16 protein-coding genes are annotated in these 18,032 nt (G+C 63.4%); 12 read left to right on the top strand and 4 right to left on the bottom strand.

Translation table 11 applies throughout. From position 1 onward, the window contains the following. Positions 1-87: 87 nt before the first annotated feature. Complete coding sequence (locus ACIQH5_RS12370; protein ID WP_400403583.1) at positions 88-531, top strand: hypothetical protein; 444 nt, start codon at positions 88-90, stop codon at positions 529-531. Positions 532-595: 64 nt separating this feature from the next. On the opposite strand, the gene ACIQH5_RS12365 is transcribed toward ACIQH5_RS12370, so the two are convergent. Next, on the bottom strand, positions 596-1,120 hold the full coding sequence (locus tag ACIQH5_RS12365) for a barstar family protein (protein WP_400403581.1): 525 nt from the start codon (positions 1,118-1,120) through the stop codon (positions 596-598). Between the two features lie 118 nt (positions 1,121-1,238). Between ACIQH5_RS12365 and ACIQH5_RS12360 the strand changes: the two genes are divergently transcribed. Continuing rightward, positions 1,239-1,820, top strand: a complete 582-nt coding sequence (locus tag ACIQH5_RS12360; RefSeq protein ID WP_400403580.1) for a hypothetical protein — start codon at positions 1,239-1,241, stop codon at positions 1,818-1,820. A 195-nt stretch (positions 1,821-2,015) separates the two neighbouring features. On the opposite strand, the gene ACIQH5_RS12355 is transcribed toward ACIQH5_RS12360, so the two are convergent. Beyond that, the gene (locus tag ACIQH5_RS12355) at positions 2,016-3,530 is read right to left on the bottom strand and encodes a helix-turn-helix domain-containing protein (RefSeq protein WP_400403578.1); all 1,515 of its coding nucleotides are present in this window, start codon (positions 3,528-3,530) and stop codon (positions 2,016-2,018) included. Between the two features lie 142 nt (positions 3,531-3,672). On the opposite strand from ACIQH5_RS12355, the gene aceA reads away from it, so the two are divergent. Beyond that, positions 3,673-5,004 (top strand): isocitrate lyase, encoded by a 1,332-nt coding sequence (gene aceA / locus ACIQH5_RS12350; protein ID WP_400403577.1) that lies wholly within the window; start codon positions 3,673-3,675, stop codon positions 5,002-5,004. 251 nt (positions 5,005-5,255) lie between these two features. Then, positions 5,256-6,908 carry a malate synthase A gene (gene aceB / locus ACIQH5_RS12345; protein WP_400403575.1) on the top strand — a complete coding sequence of 551 codons (1,653 nt, stop codon included), beginning with the start codon at positions 5,256-5,258 and terminating at the stop codon, positions 6,906-6,908. A 110-nt stretch (positions 6,909-7,018) separates the two neighbouring features. On the opposite strand, the gene ACIQH5_RS12340 is transcribed toward aceB, so the two are convergent. Together ACIQH5_RS12340 and ACIQH5_RS12335 are read right to left on the bottom strand one after the other, a co-directional pair. Further along, the gene (locus tag ACIQH5_RS12340) at positions 7,019-8,212 is read right to left on the bottom strand and encodes a CynX/NimT family MFS transporter (RefSeq protein ID WP_400403574.1); all 1,194 of its coding nucleotides are present in this window, start codon (positions 8,210-8,212) and stop codon (positions 7,019-7,021) included. 50 nt (positions 8,213-8,262) lie between these two features. Further along, positions 8,263-9,480 carry an ROK family transcriptional regulator gene (locus tag ACIQH5_RS12335; protein ID WP_400403572.1) on the bottom strand — a complete coding sequence of 406 codons (1,218 nt, stop codon included), beginning with the start codon at positions 9,478-9,480 and terminating at the stop codon, positions 8,263-8,265. A gap of 189 nt (positions 9,481-9,669) precedes the next feature. Here ACIQH5_RS12335 and ACIQH5_RS12330 point away from each other — a divergent pair, with 189 nt between their 5' ends. The 8 genes from ACIQH5_RS12330 to ACIQH5_RS12295 all read left to right on the top strand — a co-directional run bounded on the left by ACIQH5_RS12330 (position 9,670) and on the right by ACIQH5_RS12295 (position 18,031). Next, entirely contained in the window at positions 9,670-10,719 is a 1,050-nt protein-coding gene (locus ACIQH5_RS12330; RefSeq protein WP_400403983.1) for a Gfo/Idh/MocA family protein, read from the top strand. Beyond that, a complete protein-coding gene (locus tag ACIQH5_RS12325) occupies positions 10,716-11,531 on the top strand; it encodes a hypothetical protein (RefSeq protein WP_400403571.1) in 816 nt (271 codons plus the stop codon). The genes ACIQH5_RS12330 and ACIQH5_RS12325 overlap by 4 nt, the downstream gene beginning before the upstream one ends. Before the next feature lie 119 nt (positions 11,532-11,650). Next, positions 11,651-12,982, top strand: a complete 1,332-nt coding sequence (locus tag ACIQH5_RS12320) for an ABC transporter substrate-binding protein (RefSeq protein WP_400403569.1) — start codon at positions 11,651-11,653, stop codon at positions 12,980-12,982. A gap of 13 nt (positions 12,983-12,995) precedes the next feature. Next, the gene (locus ACIQH5_RS12315) at positions 12,996-13,958 is read left to right on the top strand and encodes a carbohydrate ABC transporter permease (protein ID WP_062070051.1); all 963 of its coding nucleotides are present in this window, start codon (positions 12,996-12,998) and stop codon (positions 13,956-13,958) included. After that, positions 13,958-14,851: a carbohydrate ABC transporter permease gene (locus tag ACIQH5_RS12310; protein ID WP_400403567.1), complete on the top strand. Its 894-nt coding sequence runs from the start codon at positions 13,958-13,960 to the stop codon at positions 14,849-14,851. The genes ACIQH5_RS12315 and ACIQH5_RS12310 overlap by 1 nt, the downstream gene beginning before the upstream one ends. Before the next feature lie 58 nt (positions 14,852-14,909). Continuing rightward, the gene (locus tag ACIQH5_RS12305) at positions 14,910-15,686 is read left to right on the top strand and encodes a sugar phosphate isomerase/epimerase family protein (protein ID WP_400403566.1); all 777 of its coding nucleotides are present in this window, start codon (positions 14,910-14,912) and stop codon (positions 15,684-15,686) included. Then, a complete protein-coding gene (locus ACIQH5_RS12300; RefSeq protein ID WP_400403564.1) occupies positions 15,683-16,804 on the top strand; it encodes a Gfo/Idh/MocA family protein in 1,122 nt (373 codons plus the stop codon). Before ACIQH5_RS12305 ends, ACIQH5_RS12300 begins: the two co-directional genes overlap by 4 nt. Before the next feature lie 30 nt (positions 16,805-16,834). Further along, complete coding sequence (locus tag ACIQH5_RS12295; protein WP_400403562.1) at positions 16,835-18,031, top strand: Gfo/Idh/MocA family protein; 1,197 nt, start codon at positions 16,835-16,837, stop codon at positions 18,029-18,031. Position 18,032 lies beyond the last annotated feature (1 nt).

The following is an 18,032-nucleotide window of genomic DNA, read 5'->3' as shown; positions in this document are numbered from 1 at the left end:
GTTAGCCGACGCCTATTCGGGCACTGCTATCAGCGTCTCAACGCAGAGACTAACGGCCCGTAAATGATCTGCGCCATGATTATGCCCATGACATCGGATCTTGATTGGGCACGCTTCCACGAAGCATTCGGGGAGGACCCCGGCGTGCTCCCTGACGGCGAGGTGGCAGGGAGTGTAGAGCATGACTGGGATGCGCTGTTTACGATGCTGCACCGCAGCGGCTGGAAGGTGACGACCAGCGATGGCTATTTGCCGCTGCCGCCGAATAGACGCGGTCTTGCCGAGTTTGAGATTTTTGCAGTTTGCCCCGTGGACGGAGTACGCGTCAACTTCTTCCCAGGACCGCATGGCGTATTTTTCGACGTCGACCTCCGGGAGCTCGTCAACCAAGCCGCAGTGGACGGCCTAGCCCACGTGATGCGAAAGCTCGGAACAATGCTTCGTCGAGATGTCGTGCTTAGAGACGAAGGTTCGAGCGGCGCCCCAATCATTCGCTACGCGACTGCAACAGACCTGTTTTCAATAAGTTAGATGCAAAACGACGCCTTAGCAGCCGCGGCCCGAGCAGACCTCAGCCCGCCCGGTAGAGGATCCCTCACCGGGCGCCAAGGAATTCACGATGATTCCAAGAAACAGAAACGCCACCAACCGGAGGGATCTCCAGCTCTGGGTCCCCGGTTCTAACCAGACACATCATCCGGTGACCGAAAAGAGCGGCATAAGTCGCTTGCCTCGCGAAGATGTCTAAGAGGTGATGGGCTGCAGATGCGTCCTTGCCTTCGAAAGTTTCATACCCGTCAATCACGAGAACTAGCCCGGTATCCGTGGCCGTCCATCCATAGGTTTGAACGGCCACGTCGCTGAGGCAATCGTTGAGGGCAGCCAGGTTCGAGCCGTAGTAATCCGGGAAATCCAGAGCACGGGCAAGGTCCTGGTGGAGGTCACCCCGAGATCGCCAGGCAGCAGCGTCAACCTGAACGACTTTATAGCGGTGGTTTCGTAGCCACGACATTGCTTCGTCGAGGATCGCTTGCTGATGAAACAGATTGATGAAGCCGTTCTGGACCAAGAGAAAGTCCATCGGATGATTCAGCTCGTCGGCCAGGTCCCAAATTGCCATGAGTGAAACTGTATTGCCTCTCGGTTCCTTCATGTTGAAGCCCGCAACCCCGGCTGTCCGCCCACGTAGTGCGTTCGAACGAGGATCCGTCCGGATTCTTTTGGTTACTCTCGGTTGTATGGATACTCCCTATCAACCGAATGAGACAGGCCTCGATGCCTTGGACGAACTCGACCACGTCGACTGGAACCGACTGCAGCACGCGTACGGATATGGCGTCGTTTCCTTGGAGGGCTCCAACACGTCACTCGGCATCGCCGGTGACGTAGCGCGGTCATTAGTTACGCTTCGAGATGACCCATCCTTCGCAATTGGTGACGGGCTCTACTCCAACGTCTGCCACCAGGGCACGGTCTATGAAGCAACTGCCTATGCAGTGCCCTTCATCGCAGCAGTTGCCGCGGGCGATGTCACAGACGAGATCCGCGTACCTTTGCTGGCGCTCCTGGGTAACATCTCGATTGGAGGAAGCTGCGTAGCTCCCCACGGGTCTCACTCAGGTGCCTACGGAGATCACGTAGACGTCCTCGTCACTGATTCGCTCGCCACCTCGATGAGACGCTTCTCAGCCGTCCGGGCACCCGCGCTCGTGGCATTGATCCAAGCCATCCAGTCGCTTCTCGATCAACCAACCGACGTACACCGCGATGCAGTTGAGTCCGCCATCCACTTTGCAATTGCGCCGCCCGTCCAACCCTGAAAGCAGCGCCCGTAAGCCGGTCCTCAATCGGCCGCCGTTCAGACCTATTTAGCGATCGTAGGAAGTCCCGGCGTTCCAGAATTACTAGTTTCCCGTAAGCCCCACCCGGGAACTGCCCCAAACGAATCCAAAGGGACGTGAGAGAGCGAACGGCCCAACCACGCGGGATGTGAGAGAGCGACCAATCCAGGGGGGTCAGCGCTCGGAGTGGGCCGCCAGGAAGCTGTACACCTCGGTCTCGTCCACGCCGGGGAACGCTCCGGGAGGCATGGCGGCCAGCAGGTGAGAGTGGGCACGGGCGGAGGGCCAGGCGTTCCCGGCCCATTCGCTCGCCAAAGATGCCGGGGGGCGCTTGCAGCAGGTGGGATCCGGACAGTTGGACGTGGCACGCGCCGTGGTCTCGCGGCCTCGGAACCATTTCACATGCTGGTAGGGCACGCCGATGCTCAGCGAGAATTCACCTGCCGCCGATCGCTCAGTACGGGCCGTGCACCAGTAGGTGCCCGACGGCGTGTCCGTGTACTGGCTGTAGGCGCTGAATTTGTCCGGGACATCGAACACGGCGCGCGAGGTCCATGCCTTGCACGACGGCTGCCCCTCAATGGCCCCCGTGTGGTCTTGCGGGAAGGCCACGCCATCGTTCTCGTAGGCCTTGTAGATGATGCCGGACTGGTGGGTCTTCTGGAAGTGGGTGGTGATGCCGAGGTGCTTGGTGGCCAGGTTGGTGAAACGGTGCGCAGCGGTTTCGTAAGACACAGCGAAGGCGTCGCGGATGTCCTCCACGGCGATTTCCTTGGCAGCCTTGGCCTTCTGCAGGAACTCCACCGTGGCCTGCTCCGGCAGCAACAGCGCCGCGGCAAAGTAGTTAGTGGCCACGCGCTGGGCTAGGAAATCTCCGTAGTTCCGGGGAGTTTCGTGCCCCAGGACGTAGTGTCCCAGCGCCTGGAGCAAAACAGACCGCGGATCGTGATCCTGCCGCTGGTTCTGGGTCAGATAAATTCTGCGGTTCTTCAAATCGGTCACGGACCGCGTGGAGTGCGGCAAATCGCCCACGTGATGCAAGGAAAAGCCGAGGTTCTCGGCAATGTCCGCAATGACGTGCTGGCTGAGCGGACCAGCGGTGTAGCCAACCCCTTTGAGGACCTTCTGCGCCTCCGCCTCATACTCCGGAAAATAGTTACCGCGCTCGCGCATCATGGCACGCAACTCGCCGTTAGCGCGGCGGGCTTCTTCCGGCGTCGCGACCTGCTCGTTAAGTTTGCGTTCCAGCTCCTGAAGCAGCCCCACCTGCGACTCCAGCACATCCAGCGGAAGCCGCGAGCTGATGCGGATTTTCGGCAGGTTCAACGACTCGTACAGCGGCCCGCGCTGGTACCGTTCGAGCTCGATTTCCAGGGCCGCCCGACGGCTCGGCGGCTCCGCCCCCAGCAGCTGATCGATGGTCACGTTGAGGGACGCGGCGAGCTGCTGCAGCAGCCCCAGTTTGGGTTCGCGCTTGCCGTTTTCGATGAGGCTCAGCTGGCTTGGTGCGGTCCCGACGGCGGCACTCAAGTCGTCCAGCGTCAGTCCAGCCTGCTTGCGCAGATGGCGCACGCGGCGGCCAAGGCTGATGACGTCCAGTTCAGGGGACGCAGGGGACAACGACGGCGACGCGACTTCACGATTCCAGCTCACAGGAGACATTTCTTGAGAATACGCGAAGAAGTGCATTTCTTTCCACTGTTTTCCTCTAGTAAGTCCCTTGGAAGTGCAGAAAAGTAGGTCTTACGAAAAGAAATACAGAACCCGGGTAGCCGGCCGATGCAGCAAAGGCGCAGCGGAGGCCGGCCCGGGCACTACATAGGAGATCAAGATGACCGCTTCATTTGAACCCGCAGAGCCGTCCGCAGAGCAGCAGGCCGCAGCGCTGGAACTTGAATGGTCCGCCAACCCGCGGTGGGAAGGCGTCACCCGTGATTACTCGGCCACCGACGTCATCCGCCTCCGCGGTCGCGTCTCCGAAGAGCACACCCTGGCCCGCCGCGGCTCGGAGAAGCTCTGGAAGCAGCTCACCGAGGAAGCTCCCACCGGCGGCTATACCAACGCACTCGGAGCACTGACCGGCAACCAGGCCGTTCAGCAGGTCAAGGCCGGCCTCCGCGCCATCTACCTTTCGGGCTGGCAGGTGGCAGCTGATGCCAACCTTTCGGGCCAGACCTACCCGGATCAGTCCCTGTACCCGGCCAACTCGGTACCCCAGGTTGTCCGCCGCATCAACAACGCCCTGCTCCGCGCAGACCAGATCGAGTATGCCGAGGGCGTCAAGACCGTTGAAGACTGGCTGGTCCCGATCGTCGCCGACGCCGAAGCCGGTTTCGGTGGCCCGCTGAACGCTTACGAGCTCATGAAATCCATGATCACCGCAGGTGCCTCGGGCGTTCACTGGGAAGACCAGCTCGCATCCGAAAAGAAGTGCGGCCACTTGGGCGGCAAGGTCCTCATCCCCACCCAGCAGCACATCCGGACCCTGAACGGAGCCCGCCTGGCAGCCGACGTCGCCGACACCCCGACGGTGGTCATCGCCCGCACCGACGCCGAAGCAGCAACCCTGATCACCTCCGACGTTGACGAGCGCGACCAGGAATTCATCCTCCGCGAAGGAGGACAGCCGGTTCGTACCGCCGAGGGCTTCTACAAGGTCCGCAACGGAATCGAACCCTGCATCGCCCGCGCCAAGGCCTACGCCCCGTACTCCGACCTCATCTGGATGGAGACCGGCACCCCGGACCTGGAACTGGCCCGCAAGTTCGCCGAATCGGTCAAGGCCGAGTTCCCGGACCAGATGCTCTCCTACAACTGCTCCCCGTCCTTCAACTGGCGCAAGCACCTGGATGACACCACCATCGCGAAGTTCCAGCGCGAACTCGGTGCCATGGGCTTCACGTTCCAGTTCATCACCCTGGCCGGCTTCCACGCCCTGAACTACTCGATGTTCGATCTCGCCCACGGCTACGCCCGTGAAGGCATGAGCGCGTACGTCGAGCTCCAGGAAAAGGAATTCGCCTCCGAGTCCCGCGGCTACACCGCCACCAAGCACCAGCGCGAAGTCGGCACCGGCTACTTCGACGACATCGCAACCGCGCTCAACCCGAACGCATCCACCCTCGCACTGGTCGGATCGACCGAAGAGGGCCAATTCCACTAACCAACACGCCCACGGTGAGCTGTTCGCTTCGCTCACCGGAAGGCACGACGGCGATTGTCGCCTCCGCCCTGCGGAGCGGTAATGCTCTGCCTGCCTATTCCCCACGTCCCGGTTTCGACCTCGCTGAGCGAGGACGGACCGGGACGCAGGGCCCCTTTTACGCAGGCTGCCGCATCACCGCACCTCCGGCCTCGTGGGCACCTCACGTAAGTACCGCCGTCGAACATTTGCTTCTCATAGGAGAGATTGAAATGAACAGCTTCACTGACAACTTCACTATCAATGGCATCACTATCACCGCGCAGCCCATTTGCCGGCAGAACGAGGTCCTCACGCCGGACGCCCTTGAGTTCATTGGCAAGTTGCACAGGGCTACGGCGGATCGTCGTCAGGAGCTGATGCAGGCACGGCACACCCGTCGTGGGCAGATCGCCGCCGGCCAGGATCCGCGGTTCCGCCCGGAAACTGAAGGTATCCGCAATGATCCGTCGTGGCGTGTCGCTCCCCCGGCACCGGGTTTGGAGGACCGTCGCGTGGAGATCACGGGTCCGGTGGATAAGAAGATGACCATCAACGCCCTGAACTCGGGTGCGAAGGTGTGGCTGGCCGATATGGAAGACTCCTCGACGCCGACGTGGCGGAACGTTATCCAAGGCCAGCTGAATCTGACTGATGCGCTGGAGCGTCGGATTGATTTCACGTCCCCTGAGGGCAAGGAGTACAAGCTCAAGTCCGCCGAGGACCTGCCCACCATTGTGGTCCGTCCGCGTGGCTGGCACCTGCCGGAGAAGCACATGCTCATTGACGGCAAGCCGATCGCCGGAGGCATTGTGGACTTCGGGTTGTTCTTCTTCCACAACGCCCGCCGCCTGCTGGCCCAGGGCAAGGGGCCGTACTTCTACCTGCCGAAGATCGAGAACCACCTCGAAGCACGGCTGTGGAACGACATCTTCGTCCTGGCACAGGACCTGCTGGGCATCCCGCAGGGCACCATCCGCGCCACGGTGCTGATCGAAACCATCACTGCCGCGTTTGAGATGGAGGAGATCCTGTACGAACTCCGCGACCATGCGAGCGGTTTGAACGCAGGCCGGTGGGACTACATCTTCTCGCTGATCAAGAACTTCCGTACCCGCGGACCGCGTTTCGTGCTCCCGGACCGCGGCCAGGTGACCATGACCCAGCCGTTCATGCGCGCCTACACCGAGCAACTGGTCCGGGCGTGCCACCGCCGCGGTGCCATGGCAATTGGGGGCATGGCAGCAGCGGTCCCGAACCGGAAGGACGAGGCCGCCAACCAGGCGTCGTTCGAGAAGGTACGCGCTGATAAGACCCGCGAAGCCAACGACGGTTTTGACGGCTCATGGGTGGCTCACCCGGACCTGGTGCCGGTATGCCGCGAGGTGTTCGACTCAATTCTCGGAGACCGCCCCAACCAGCTGGACCGCAGCCGCGAGGACGTTACCCCGGACGACCGCGCACTGATCGACATCGCCAGCACGGAGGGCACTATCACCGAGGGCGGGGTACGCCTGAACATCGAGGTAGGCATCCGCTACATCGAGTCCTGGCTGCGGGGCAACGGGGCTGTGGCCATCCACAACCTCATGGAAGACGCCGCCACAGCTGAGATTTCCCGATCCCAGCTCTGGCAGTGGATTCACTCCCACGCCATCATCGAGAACGGTGACGTCATCACCCGCGAATTGGTGGAGGATCTGCTGGACGAGGAGTTCGCCCGACTGGAACGCTTCGATGGAGACCGCTTCGCTGATGCCCGTGCCATCTTCGAGGAAGTCACCCTGGCCGAAGAATTCCCTACCTTCCTGACCATCCCCGCGTACGCCCGTTTCCTCACCGAGGCCAAGGAAGAGGCCACAAAAGAGGAGCTCGTCGCCGCCTAGGTCCAGGACCTGAGTAGCGACACATCAAGCCCCGACGCTGGGCTGCCTGCACTCTTCGCAACAAGTGACCCCGATGGTCGGGGAGGCAGCCCAGCAGCGGGGCTTCTCTGTTAACCCTGCCGGGCCACCCAGCGCACGGACAACGTGGTGGACACGCAGAACGCGAGTACCGAGCCGAGGATCACGAACAACGGCACCGTCCAGCCGTCGGTCACACTGTGCACGTAGCCAATTACCGTGGGAGCCAAGGCAGCGAAGCAGTAGCCCACCCCTTGCACCACGGCGGACATCTTGCCGGCGGCGGCCTGGGATTGCGCGAACTTGATGATGGCTATGAAGATCACCGTGATACCCCCACCTTGGGCAACGCCGCCCAGCGAGGACCACAACCACCACAGCGAAGGCGCCAGCAGCAAGCCCACGGGAACCGTTAGCCACAACGCGCTCAAGGTGACCGCCACCGTCGTCGTACTGGCGAAGCGAGCCAAGAGCGGCACGCCCAAGCCGCCCACGATCGCGAAGATCTGGAACAGCGAGGACCCTGCACCGGCTTCGGCGGTGCCCATGGCGAGTTCGTCGGACAGGAAGCTGGGCAGCCACGCGGTGACGCCATAGTAAGAAAAGGCCTGCCCCGCGAAGCCGAGTGTCAGGCCTACCGTCAACCAGCCCACACCCGCAACGGGACCGGACGAGGACGCCGGAGGAACAGGAACAGCTGCAGGAACAAAGGCCCGGCGCGCCCCCACGGTGGGCACCCAGAACAGGATGGCCGCCAACGACAACAGGGCGCTCGCGGCCAGGGCCAGCCTCCACCCCACCAGCTCAGCCAAGGGTGCAGTCGCCACGGAAGTGAGGAACGAGCCGATGTTGAGGGCAGCGGTGTAAACACCCATGGCCGTTGCCTGACGCCTCGGCGCAAAGTCGCGCCGGATGATGAGCGGCACGGCGATGTTGCCAATGGTGATGGCCACGCCGATGATGACTGTGCCAGCCATGACCAAGGCACTGCCGCCACTGGAGCGGATCACCACCCCGGCAAGCACACCGAGCAGCGTCAGCATCACGGCGAATTCAGCTCCGAGGCGTCGTCCGGCCAGCGAGGCCAAGGGGGAAGCGAGGGAGAAGCAGAGAACGGGAATGCCGGTCAGCAGACCGAGTTCCACCGGCGAGAACCCCAGGTCCTGACGCAGGGAATCCACCACGGGGGCCACGGCCACAAAGGGTCCGCGCATGTTGAGGGCGATGAGGCCGATGCATGCGAGGATCAGCCAGCCGCGGGGAATTTTGGCAAAGAAAGTAGACATCACTTTCATTGCTATCACGCCACTGCCCGTGATCCGGCACCAAACAAGGCTTAGCCCGTCGCTTGGAGCGTGGCCTCAATCACTGCCGGGGACAGGACATACTGGGTGACCATTTGGCTGGCACCCAGGATGGCGGCGCGGTCGCCGGCCATGGAAATGCCGATGCGCAGGTGAGTTGTGGCCAGCGGCAGGGAGCGCCGGTAGACCACTTCACGAATGCCGGCCACGAGGTGTTCGCCGGCTTCTCCCACGCTTCCGCCGATGATGATCATGGACGGGTTGAGCAGGTTGACCACGGTTGCCAGCACATCGCCAACATCGCGTCCCGCCTGCCGCAGCGCCTGAATGGCCTGCAGATTTCCTTCACCCACCAGCCGCAGGACGTCGGCACCGGTGGAAGCTTCCAGCCCTTGGGACTGCAGTTGACGCGCGACGGCGGGACCTGAGGCGAGCGCTTCGAGGCAGCCGTGGTTGCCGCATCGGCAGAGGACGTCGTCGCCGCGGGGAACCCGGACGTGGCCGAGGTCGCCGGCGGTGCCGTTGGCGCCCCGCTGCAGTTCACCGCTGCTGATGATGCCCGCGCCGATGCCGGTGGCCACCTTGATGAACAGGAAGTTGTGATGGTCCGGCCAGTACGCGGTTCGTTCGCCGAGGGCCATGATGTTGACGTCGTTGTCCACCAGAACGGGTACAGGCAGCGAGCGCTGGACGTACGTGACGACGTCGAATCCGTCCCATCCCGGCATGATGGGCGGCTTCACGGGCCGTCCCGTGTCGTGCTCTACGGGCCCGGGCAAACCGATGCCCATGCCGGCGAGGTCGCCAAGTTCGCGGCCCGCCTCGGTAAGGAGTTCACGGCCTGCGGAGACGACGCGGCCGAGGACAACCTCAGGTCCGTCGGCGACTTCTTGTGCGAGTCGTCGCTCCGCGAGGATGCTGCCACTGAGGTCGGTGACGGCAACAATCACGTGGGTTGCTCCGACGTCGACGGCCAGGACGACGCGCGCGGCGGGGTTGAAAGCAAAGCGCGACGGCGGCCTGCCGCCGCTGGAGCTCGCCTCACCTGCGGGGCCTACCAGGCCGGAAGTGATGAGGGCATCGATGCGGGAAGCGACCGTTGAACGGGCCAGCCCGGTGGTGACTGCGAGCTCGGCCCGTGTTCGGGCTTGGCCGTCGCGGAGGAGTTGGAAGAGATCGCCAGCACGCGAGAGATTACCGGCCTCCTGACCGGAGGCATTTCCGGCGTCGTGAGTGGTGGCGGTTGTCATGCCTTTAGTGAAGCACGATTGCTTATGCGTGTCATGCAGCAGAAGTTTGTCGGCAATATTTCAACTTTTGCTTGACGCTCGTCAAAAGTCCCCCTAGGTTGTGATGAGCAGCACATCAGTCCGCTTACGAAGAGGTAACTGAACTTGTCCAGCCAGCCAAAGGCACCGCAGCAGGCACTTCCCCAACCCATGGGTGTTGGCGTCCTCGGCGCCGGTCCGGTCACCCAGGCCATCCACTTGCCATCCCTCGCCCGATTGGGCGACATCCTCACCGTCCGCCACATCATGGATGTGGACCCCGCCGTGGCTGAGTCCGTTGCAGCCCGGGTCGGTGCAACGCACAGCACCAGCATTGACGCACTCCTCGGCGACCCCGCTGTGGACATCGTGGCCATCTGCAGCCCGCACCAGTTCCACGCAGAACAGGTCATTGCCGCCTGCCGCGCCGGCAAGAAAGCGGTCCTTTGCGAGAAGCCCTTCGCCATGAACGCCGAGGAAGCCGCGCAGATCTCCGCCGTCAGCGCGGAAACCGGCGTGCCCATCATCGTTGGCGCCATGCACACCTTTGATCCGGGCTGGCTTGCTGCCCAAGAGAACTGGGATGACCTTCCGGAAACGGCCCACACCATCCGCTCCTCGATCGTCCTTCCGCCCAACGCACGTTTTGAAGATTTCGCCACGGAGATCATCACCCGCCCGGCCGGCGGCGCTCCGGACTACACGGACCCCGAAGTCATCAAGGGCGCACTCCGCGGCGGCGTCATGGGCTTGGCCATTCACGACCTCCCTTTGATCCGCAGGTTCACTCCTGACTTCAAGGACATGGAGGTGCTCGAGGCACGCCATGTCCGCCCCTTCGGCTATGTCATCTCCCTCCGGACACCCACGCGGACCATCGAACTCCGCGCAGCCATGAACAACACATGGAAGCCGGAGTGGAGCTTCGAGGCATTTTCCGACGACGCCGCCCTCCGCATCGATTTCACACCGTCCTACGTCCAGGCCGGCTCCGCCGTGGCAACCTTCACCCGTGGTTCGCAGACAACTGTGCACGGGCCCTTCGAACACAACGGCTACGAAGGTGAATGGCGTGAACTCGCTGCCCTGGCCGCCGGCACCAAGCAGCCACCCTCTGCGCAAACCCTGATTGACGATCTCACTTTCGCACTGGACATCGCCGAGGCCACGGTGGCCAACGTCGAGAGCCAGCACGCTGTTGCCGAAGGAGCCCACGCATGAGCGCCGCCGACGGCATCAAGCAATACACCGTCCGGGCCACTCCCGAGGCGCAGGAGGCTGGCGCTGTGGCACTGGCAGTCGCCTCCCTTCCCGAGTCCTTCGGCCCGGCCGCCGGCAACAACCAATCAGACGTCCACGTCATCTCCGGACAGCCCGGTTGGACTGCTGAAGCCGCGGAAGCCATCACCGCTGGAGCCCGCGGCGTACTAGTGGTCAACCCTGCGCCCGAAGGCGTTGAAACCCTGGCTGTCGCCGCCGCACGACACAACACGGTGGTGGTCCTCGACCAGCGCTGGGCCTCCAACCCGGCCATCCCTGCGGCCGAAGACGCGGTCCGTTCCATGTCCGGCCGCGCGGCCCTCCTCGACACGGTGGCCACCGCAGCCGTGGGAACCGACTCCGGCGAGTTGTTCGCGGACCATCTTGCCGCCGTCGTCCGCATTGCGGGTCCGCTGGCGAACCTCCGGCACCTCAGCCGCGGACCTCACGGCTACACCACCACGGCGGTCCTCGCCAACGGTGCGCCGGTTGCCATCCAAGGGGTCGTGACGAACGCACGCCCGGCGGCGCTGGACTTCAGCCTGTTGACCGACGACGGCGGCGTCAGCGTCACGCTGCCGGAACCGGTGGCTGCCTGGCCGGCAATGGTCAAGGTCACCGGCCCACAAGGCGAGCTGCTTCTTCCCACCATCTACGAATCTGCTCACCGCGCCACGTGGCGCCGGCTCAAGGAACACCTCGACGCCGGCTCCAATTCCTCCGATCTGCACCGCTTCGCGGCGCACACGGAATCCATCACAGCCCTTTCCTAACCCGAGCTTTACACCAAACAGCACTACCAGTCATTCACTACGCATTGCCCTACTCAAAGTTGAGCTGGACCGGCCCTGAAAAACGCCTCGCAGCGTTGCCTGTCCCGAAAGGAATCACTATGAATGTTCAGTCCGCAGCCTCCCGTTCCTTCTCCCGCCGCGGTTTCCTCGGCCTGACCGCGGCGGCGGCTTCAGTGCCGCTATTGGCCGCCTGCGGCGGCGGCTCAGCCACCCAGGGCGGAGGAGGCGGCGGCGCCGGTGGGACCGTCAAGTTCTGGGACATGCCCTGGGCAACGCCCGCCTACAACGACTCCGCCAAGAAGATCGCTGAAGGCTTCGCAGGTGCCAACAACGCCAAGGCCAACTACCAGATCATCCAGTGGAACAACTTCTACCAAACCTTCTCCTCGGCCATCGCGTCCAAGACCGGCCCGGCAGTATCCACCGGTGGCGGCTTCCAGGCCTTCCAGTTTGAGCAGCAGGGCCAGATCGCGTACGCGGACAAGGTCATTGAGAAGCTGAAGTCCAACGGCCAGTTCGACGATTTCCTTCCCGGCGTGCTGGATCCGTTCAAGTCGGACAAGGGTTACGTCGCCGTGCCGTGGCAGCTGGACATGCGCGTGTTCTGGTACCGCAAGTCCCTGTTCGAGAAGGCCGGAGTCTCACTCCCCACCGACTGGCCGTCCCTCCTTGAGGCCGGCAAGGCCCTGAAGAAGGTGGGCGCGTTCGGCTTCGCCACAGGTGCCGGCTCGGGCAACAACTACGGCAATCACTCCATGATCATGATGATGGTCAACAACGGCGGCGGCGTTTGGAACAAGGACGGCGAGCTGGACCTGCTCAACGACCGCAACGTCGAGGCGATTGAGTTTGTCCGCGAACTGGTGTCCAACGGCATCGTGGATCCCGCCGCCGTCAGCTACACCACTGACAACATGTCCGCGCAGTGGAAGGACGGCAAGGCCGGATTTGGCCTGTTCCAAGTCAACGTTCCGCAACGCGTAGGCGACACTTCAGGTGACCTGCTGGTGGCCGACCCCATCACCGGCCCGCATGGCGACAAGGCCACCATCGTGTTCCCGAACAACATCATGATGTACAAGAACACCCCCTCGCAGGAAGCTTCCGAAGAGTTCCTGGTCTACTACTTGGGCCAGCTCAAGGAACTGTGGAAGCAGAAGCTCATGTCCGCGCTTCCGGTGTTCAAGTCCATCACCGAGCTCCCCGAGTTTGCCGACGATCCCAACAACGTGAAGATCGTCAAGGACTGGCAGCCGATCGCCAAGACCTTCGCTGCACAGGGCAGCACCCTCAATGCCAACCTCGCAGCATTGGACGGCGGCCAGGCACTGAACCAGTTCAGCCAGTCGATCCTCACCGGCCAGGCAGCAGATGCCAAGAGCGCGCTGCAGGCCTTCCAGTCCGGCCTCGAATCGGTCCTGAAGAAGTAGAACGGGACCGGCCATGACATCCACCACCGCACCATCAGGCCTGTCCCGGGCCCGCCGGGGGCTCGCCCCCGGCGGCTCGGGGGCCTCCCCGGGAAGACGAAAGAGCAAGCTCAGCGCGCAAACCACGCGCACCTTCTTCTGGCTCCTGATTCCCTCCGTGGTCCTGCTCGTCCTGATCCACGGCTACCCGCTGATCCACGCCGCAGTACAAGCCACCCACGACGGCGACCTGCTCCAGACCGGAAACTTCGTAGGCGGCGAGAACTTCGCCAATGTCCTGTCCTCGCCCGCGTTCTGGAAAGCAGCACAGTTCACCCTCTGGTTCACCATTGTTGGCGTGTTCGGCTCGTGGCTGGTGGGCCTGGGGCTCGCCCTGTTGCTAAGGACCAAGATCCCGGCAGGGAACACCTTCAAAGTGCTGCTGCTCCTGCCATGGGTTGTGCCGATCGTGGTCTCCTCCACGGCCTGGAACTGGCTCGTGGCAACCCCTGACAGCCTGATCCCCTCGATCTTCCGTGGCCTGGGCTTGGGAACCCCGCTGTTCCTGGCAGATCCCACCCTGGCCTCCATCACCGTCATGGTGTTCAAGGTCTGGGTGTCCTTCCCCTTCATGATGATGATGATCTCCGCGGCCCTGGCCTCGGTGGACACCACGGTCTACGAAGCGGCCAGCATGGACGGTGCCAGCCCCTGGCAGCAGTTCACCCAGATCACCCTGCCGCTGATCGCCCGTTCCACCTACATCAGCTGGATCCTCATGACGATCTTCTGCGTCAATGACTTCCCCACCATTTACCTACTCACTGGCGGCGGCCCCGTCAGCGCCACCACCTCCTTGGTGGTCCTCGCCTACCGCACCGTCTTCCAGGACTTCGCCACCGGCCCCGGTGTGGCCATCGCCTTCCTCATGACCATGACCCTGGTAGTCATCTCCGTCATCCTGTACCGCCAGATCCGAAAGTCGAGCGTCGAATAATGAGCGCTGTACTCCACGCCCACCCCGAATCCGGCCCGGCCCTCGGCATCACCGACACCGGCAAGACCCGCCGCGTCCTCTCCGAAGCCGGCATGCGCGGACGCTGGTGGCGGTTCGTCCTGATCCTGGCCATCACCGTGATCGTCCTGGTCCCCATCATGGTCACCGTGGTGCTGGCCTTCACCCCCGGTGTGAACAGCACGGCCACCGGCTTCACGTTCGAAAACCTTGCCAACGTTTTCAACGGGACGCTCGCCGCGACCTGGCTGCAGAACAGCCTGGTCACCACGCTCTCCACCGTGGTGGTTTCCGTCGCCGTCGCCGCACCCGCCGGATACGTCCTCTCCCGTGGCCGGTCCAAAGCAGTCTCCGGCTACTCCCTGCTGCTGTTCGTCATGCAGTCACTGCCCATCATCACCTCGGTGGTGCCGCTGTTCATCCTCTTCGCAGGCATGGGCCTGGTGGACAACCTGCTGGGCATCACCATCATCTACGTGGGCTCCACCATGACCGTGGCCACCTGGATGATGGCCGCCTACTTCGATTCCATCCCCATCAGCCTCGAAGAAGCATCCTGGATTGATGGCTGCTCCGTCTTCGGATCCTTCACCAAAGTGGTGCTCCGGAACTCACTGCCAGGCATCCTCTCCACCGCCATCTTCGCCTTCCTGCTGGCATGGAACGACTACCTGGTGGCCATCGTGTTCCTCCGCTCCAACGAGATCTTCACCCTCCCTATGGGCGTCCAATCCTTCTTCCAGCAGAACGCCACCGACTGGACATCCGTGATGGCCCTGGCCGTGGTGATGATGCTTCCACCGATCATCGTCTTCGCCGCACTGAACAAGTACTTCAGCGTCGGCGGAATCGGTGGCTCCCTCGCCGGGCGCTAACTAGACTGGCGCCAAGTCCCTGAATTCCCGGAAACACCCACTCCCGAAAAGGAACCCAATGTCGTATTCACTCCAGCTGTACACCCTCCGCAACGCCATCCAGGAGGACCTGCCTGGAACCATCAAGAAGGTGGCCGAGATCGGTTTTACCCAGGTTGAGCCCTACAACTTCGTGGCCACCGCTTCCGAGCTGGGCGCCGCGTTGAAGGAAAACGGACTGACCGCTCCTTCCGGCCACGCACCCCTGTTGAGCCAGGACCAGGACGAGATCTTCGCGGCCGCCAAGGAACTGGGCATCACCACCGTGATCGATCCTTTCCTTCCGGCTGAGCATTGGCAGGACGCCGAAACCATCCAGGCCACGGCTGCCAAGCTCAACGCTGCAGCCAAGAAGGGCGCTGAGTACGGCATCCGCGTGGGTTACCACAACCACGCCTGGGAGCTGGAGTCCACCATTGAGGGCAAGACCGCCCTGGAATACTTCGAAGGACTGCTTGATCCGGAACTCGTCCTCGAAGTGGACACGTACTGGGTAGCCGTTGGCGGCCAGGATCCCGTGGAACTCCTGGCCCGCCTGGGCGACCGCGTGAAGCTCATCCACATCAAGGACGGCCCGGGGAACACCGATACCAAGGCCCAGCAGCCCGCCGGTCAGGGCACCATTCCGGTGCTGGATGTCATCGCAGCAGCCAAGTCCTTGGAGGTTGGCGTGGTGGAATTCGACGACTACTCCGGAGACATCTTCCAGGGCATCACGGAGAGCTTGAACTACCTGACCGCCGCGGCCAGCGCCGAGGCAGCAGAAGGAGCCGTTTCCCAGGAGGCCAAGGCATGAGCTTCGCTCCCTCCACCCGCAAAGGCCCCGTCGGTGTAGCCGTCATCGGCGCAGGCAACATCTCCAAGCAGTACCTGGACAACCTCACGGTCTTCCCTGACCTGAAGGTCCTGGTGATCGCGGACCTCTTCGTCGAGGCCGCCGAGGCACGGGCCAAGGAATACGGGATCGCCGAATTCGGCACGCCCGAGCTGGCACTGAACCATCCCGACGTCGAAATCATCGTGAACCTGACCATCCCGGCAGCGCACGTCGAGGTGGCCACCGCGGCGGTCAACGCGGGCAAGCACGTCTGGACTGAGAAGCCCTTCTCACTGGACCGCGAGTCCGGACTTGGCCTGCTCAAGGCAGCAGATGCGGCAGGCATCCGCCTCGGCACCGCCCCGGACACGTTCCTGGGTGCGGGCCTTCAGACGGCCCGCCGGATCATCGAACGTGGGGACATCGGCACCCCGCTGACCGGCATGACCACGTTCCAGACCCCCGGCCCCGAGTCTTGGCACCCGAACCCCGCGTTCCTGTTCCAGCACGGCGCCGGTCCCCTGTTCGACATGGGCCCGTACTACCTCACCGCACTGATCCAGACCTTCGGATCCATCCGCAAGGTGGCCGCCGTCGGCTCCTCTGCCAAGGCGACCCGCGTGATCGGTTCCGGGCCTAAGGCGGGCGAGGAATTCGCCGTCGAGGTTCCCACCCATGTGTCCGCGATGGCGCAGTTCGAAGGCGGCCAGTCCTCGCACAGCGTGTTCAGTTTCGAGTCGCCGCGCCTGCGGATGGGCTTCGTGGAGATCACGGGCTCGGAGGCTACGCTGTCATTGCCGGACCCGAACTACTTCGACGGCGAGTTGAAGCTGTGGCGTCCGGGGGCGGAAGAACCGGAGATCATCCCTGCCACCGGGCCGGCCAACGGCCGCGGCCTGGGTGTGTTGGACATGGCCCGCGCCTTGCGTGCCGGCACCGCACACCGGGCCACGGGCGATCTTGCTTACCACGTGCTGGACAGCATGGCCTCGATCGCCGAATCCGTGGAATCGGGCACGTTCGTGGATGTCGTCAGCAACGCACCTGCTTCGGCGGCCGTCCCTGAGGACTGGGCACCGGAAACCGCAACACTCTAGTAACTGAAGCGAACTGCGAGGAACCACACCATGACCACCCCCGCCCACCCATCCGACCACACGCCTGCCCAGACGCGTCAACCACTCGGCGTGGCCGCCATTGGCTACGCCTTCATGGGTAAGGCCCATTCGAATGCGTGGCGGAACGTGGCCAGTTTCTTCGACGTCCCGGCCTTCGAGCAGAAAGTGCTCGTTGGCCGGGACGCCACCCAGGTGGCAGAGGCCGCAGCCAAGTACGGCTGGGCCGAGTCCGCCACTGACTGGCGTTCGGTGATTGAACGGGACGACATCCACATCATCGATATCTGCGCGCCGGGCTGGATGCATGCCGAAATCGCTATCGCGGCCCTCGAGGCGGGCAAGCACGTACTCGTTGAGAAGCCGTTGGCCAACACCCTGGGCGAAGCTGAGTTGATGGTGGCCGCGGCCGCCTCCGCCCGGGCCAACGGCGTGCAGTCCATGATCGGCTTCAACTATCGCCGCGTCCCCGCCCTGGCACTGGCCCGGGAACTCATCGCCGAAGGGCGGCTCGGGACCGTTCGGCACGTCCGCGCCGCCTACCTCCAGGACTGGCTCTCCGACGCCGAGTCCCCCATGACGTGGCGCCTCCGCAAGGAAACCGCCGGCTCCGGTGCGCTCGGCGACATCGCCTCCCACGCCATCGACCAGGTCCTCTTCCTCCTGGGCGATGCCGTTAGCGAGGTCTCCGGCCGCCTGCACACGTTCGTGGACCGCCGACCCGGGCCTGACGGCGGGCTCGAAGATGTAACCGTCGACGACGCCGCCTGGGCCACGTTGACCCTCGCCTCCGGAGCAATCGCCTCAGTAGAGGTTTCCCGCGTAGCGACGGGCCAGAAGAACTCCCTCAAACTCGAAATCTACGGCGACAAAGGCACCATACTTTTCGACCTTGAAGCCCTGAACGAACTCGGCTTCCTGGACGCCACCGTGCCCGTCCGCGAACAGGGCTTCCGGCGGATCCTGGTCAATGAGCCCGAACACCCCTACCTCGAGGCGTGGTGGCCGCAGGGCCACATCATCGGCTGGGAACACACCTTCACCCACCAGATCCGGGACTTCCTCACCGCGATCGCCGCAGGTGAGCCGCCGTCGCCGTCGTTCGAGGACGGCCTGAACGTCCAGCACATCCTCGCAGCGGTTGAAGAGTCCGCCGCCGCCAAAAGTTCACTGATCCAGCTCAACGCAACCACTATTGAAGGAGCCTGAC

Source organism: Paenarthrobacter sp. NPDC091711, from assembly GCF_044756605.1.
Classification (GTDB): Bacteria; Actinomycetota; Actinomycetes; order Actinomycetales; family Micrococcaceae; genus Arthrobacter.
This window is presented reverse-complemented; position numbering and strand designations above follow the sequence as displayed.

What these genes read in the sequence shown, in the direction of transcription:
- ACIQH5_RS12370 (WP_400403583.1), top strand. Translation starts at nt 88, where the DNA reads ATGACATCGGATCTTGATTGGGCACGCTTCCACGAAGCATTCGGGGAG.
- ACIQH5_RS12365 (WP_400403581.1), bottom strand. Translation starts at nt 1,120, where the DNA reads ATGGCAATTTGGGACCTGGCCGACGAGCTGAATCATCCGATGGACTTT.
- ACIQH5_RS12360 (WP_400403580.1), top strand. Translation starts at nt 1,239, where the DNA reads ATGGATACTCCCTATCAACCGAATGAGACAGGCCTCGATGCCTTGGAC.
- ACIQH5_RS12355 (WP_400403578.1), bottom strand. Translation starts at nt 3,530, where the DNA reads ATGCACTTCTTCGCGTATTCTCAAGAAATGTCTCCTGTGAGCTGGAAT.
- aceA (WP_400403577.1), top strand. Translation starts at nt 3,673, where the DNA reads ATGACCGCTTCATTTGAACCCGCAGAGCCGTCCGCAGAGCAGCAGGCC.
- aceB (WP_400403575.1), top strand. Translation starts at nt 5,256, where the DNA reads ATGAACAGCTTCACTGACAACTTCACTATCAATGGCATCACTATCACC.
- ACIQH5_RS12340 (WP_400403574.1), bottom strand. Translation starts at nt 8,212, where the DNA reads ATGTCTACTTTCTTTGCCAAAATTCCCCGCGGCTGGCTGATCCTCGCA.
- ACIQH5_RS12335 (WP_400403572.1), bottom strand. Translation starts at nt 9,480, where the DNA reads ATGACAACCGCCACCACTCACGACGCCGGAAATGCCTCCGGTCAGGAG.
- ACIQH5_RS12330 (WP_400403983.1), top strand. Translation starts at nt 9,670, where the DNA reads ATGGGTGTTGGCGTCCTCGGCGCCGGTCCGGTCACCCAGGCCATCCAC.
- ACIQH5_RS12325 (WP_400403571.1), top strand. Translation starts at nt 10,716, where the DNA reads ATGAGCGCCGCCGACGGCATCAAGCAATACACCGTCCGGGCCACTCCC.
- ACIQH5_RS12320 (WP_400403569.1), top strand. Translation starts at nt 11,651, where the DNA reads ATGAATGTTCAGTCCGCAGCCTCCCGTTCCTTCTCCCGCCGCGGTTTC.
- ACIQH5_RS12315 (WP_062070051.1), top strand. Translation starts at nt 12,996, where the DNA reads ATGACATCCACCACCGCACCATCAGGCCTGTCCCGGGCCCGCCGGGGG.
- ACIQH5_RS12310 (WP_400403567.1), top strand. Translation starts at nt 13,958, where the DNA reads ATGAGCGCTGTACTCCACGCCCACCCCGAATCCGGCCCGGCCCTCGGC.
- ACIQH5_RS12305 (WP_400403566.1), top strand. Translation starts at nt 14,910, where the DNA reads ATGTCGTATTCACTCCAGCTGTACACCCTCCGCAACGCCATCCAGGAG.
- ACIQH5_RS12300 (WP_400403564.1), top strand. Translation starts at nt 15,683, where the DNA reads ATGAGCTTCGCTCCCTCCACCCGCAAAGGCCCCGTCGGTGTAGCCGTC.
- ACIQH5_RS12295 (WP_400403562.1), top strand. Translation starts at nt 16,835, where the DNA reads ATGACCACCCCCGCCCACCCATCCGACCACACGCCTGCCCAGACGCGT.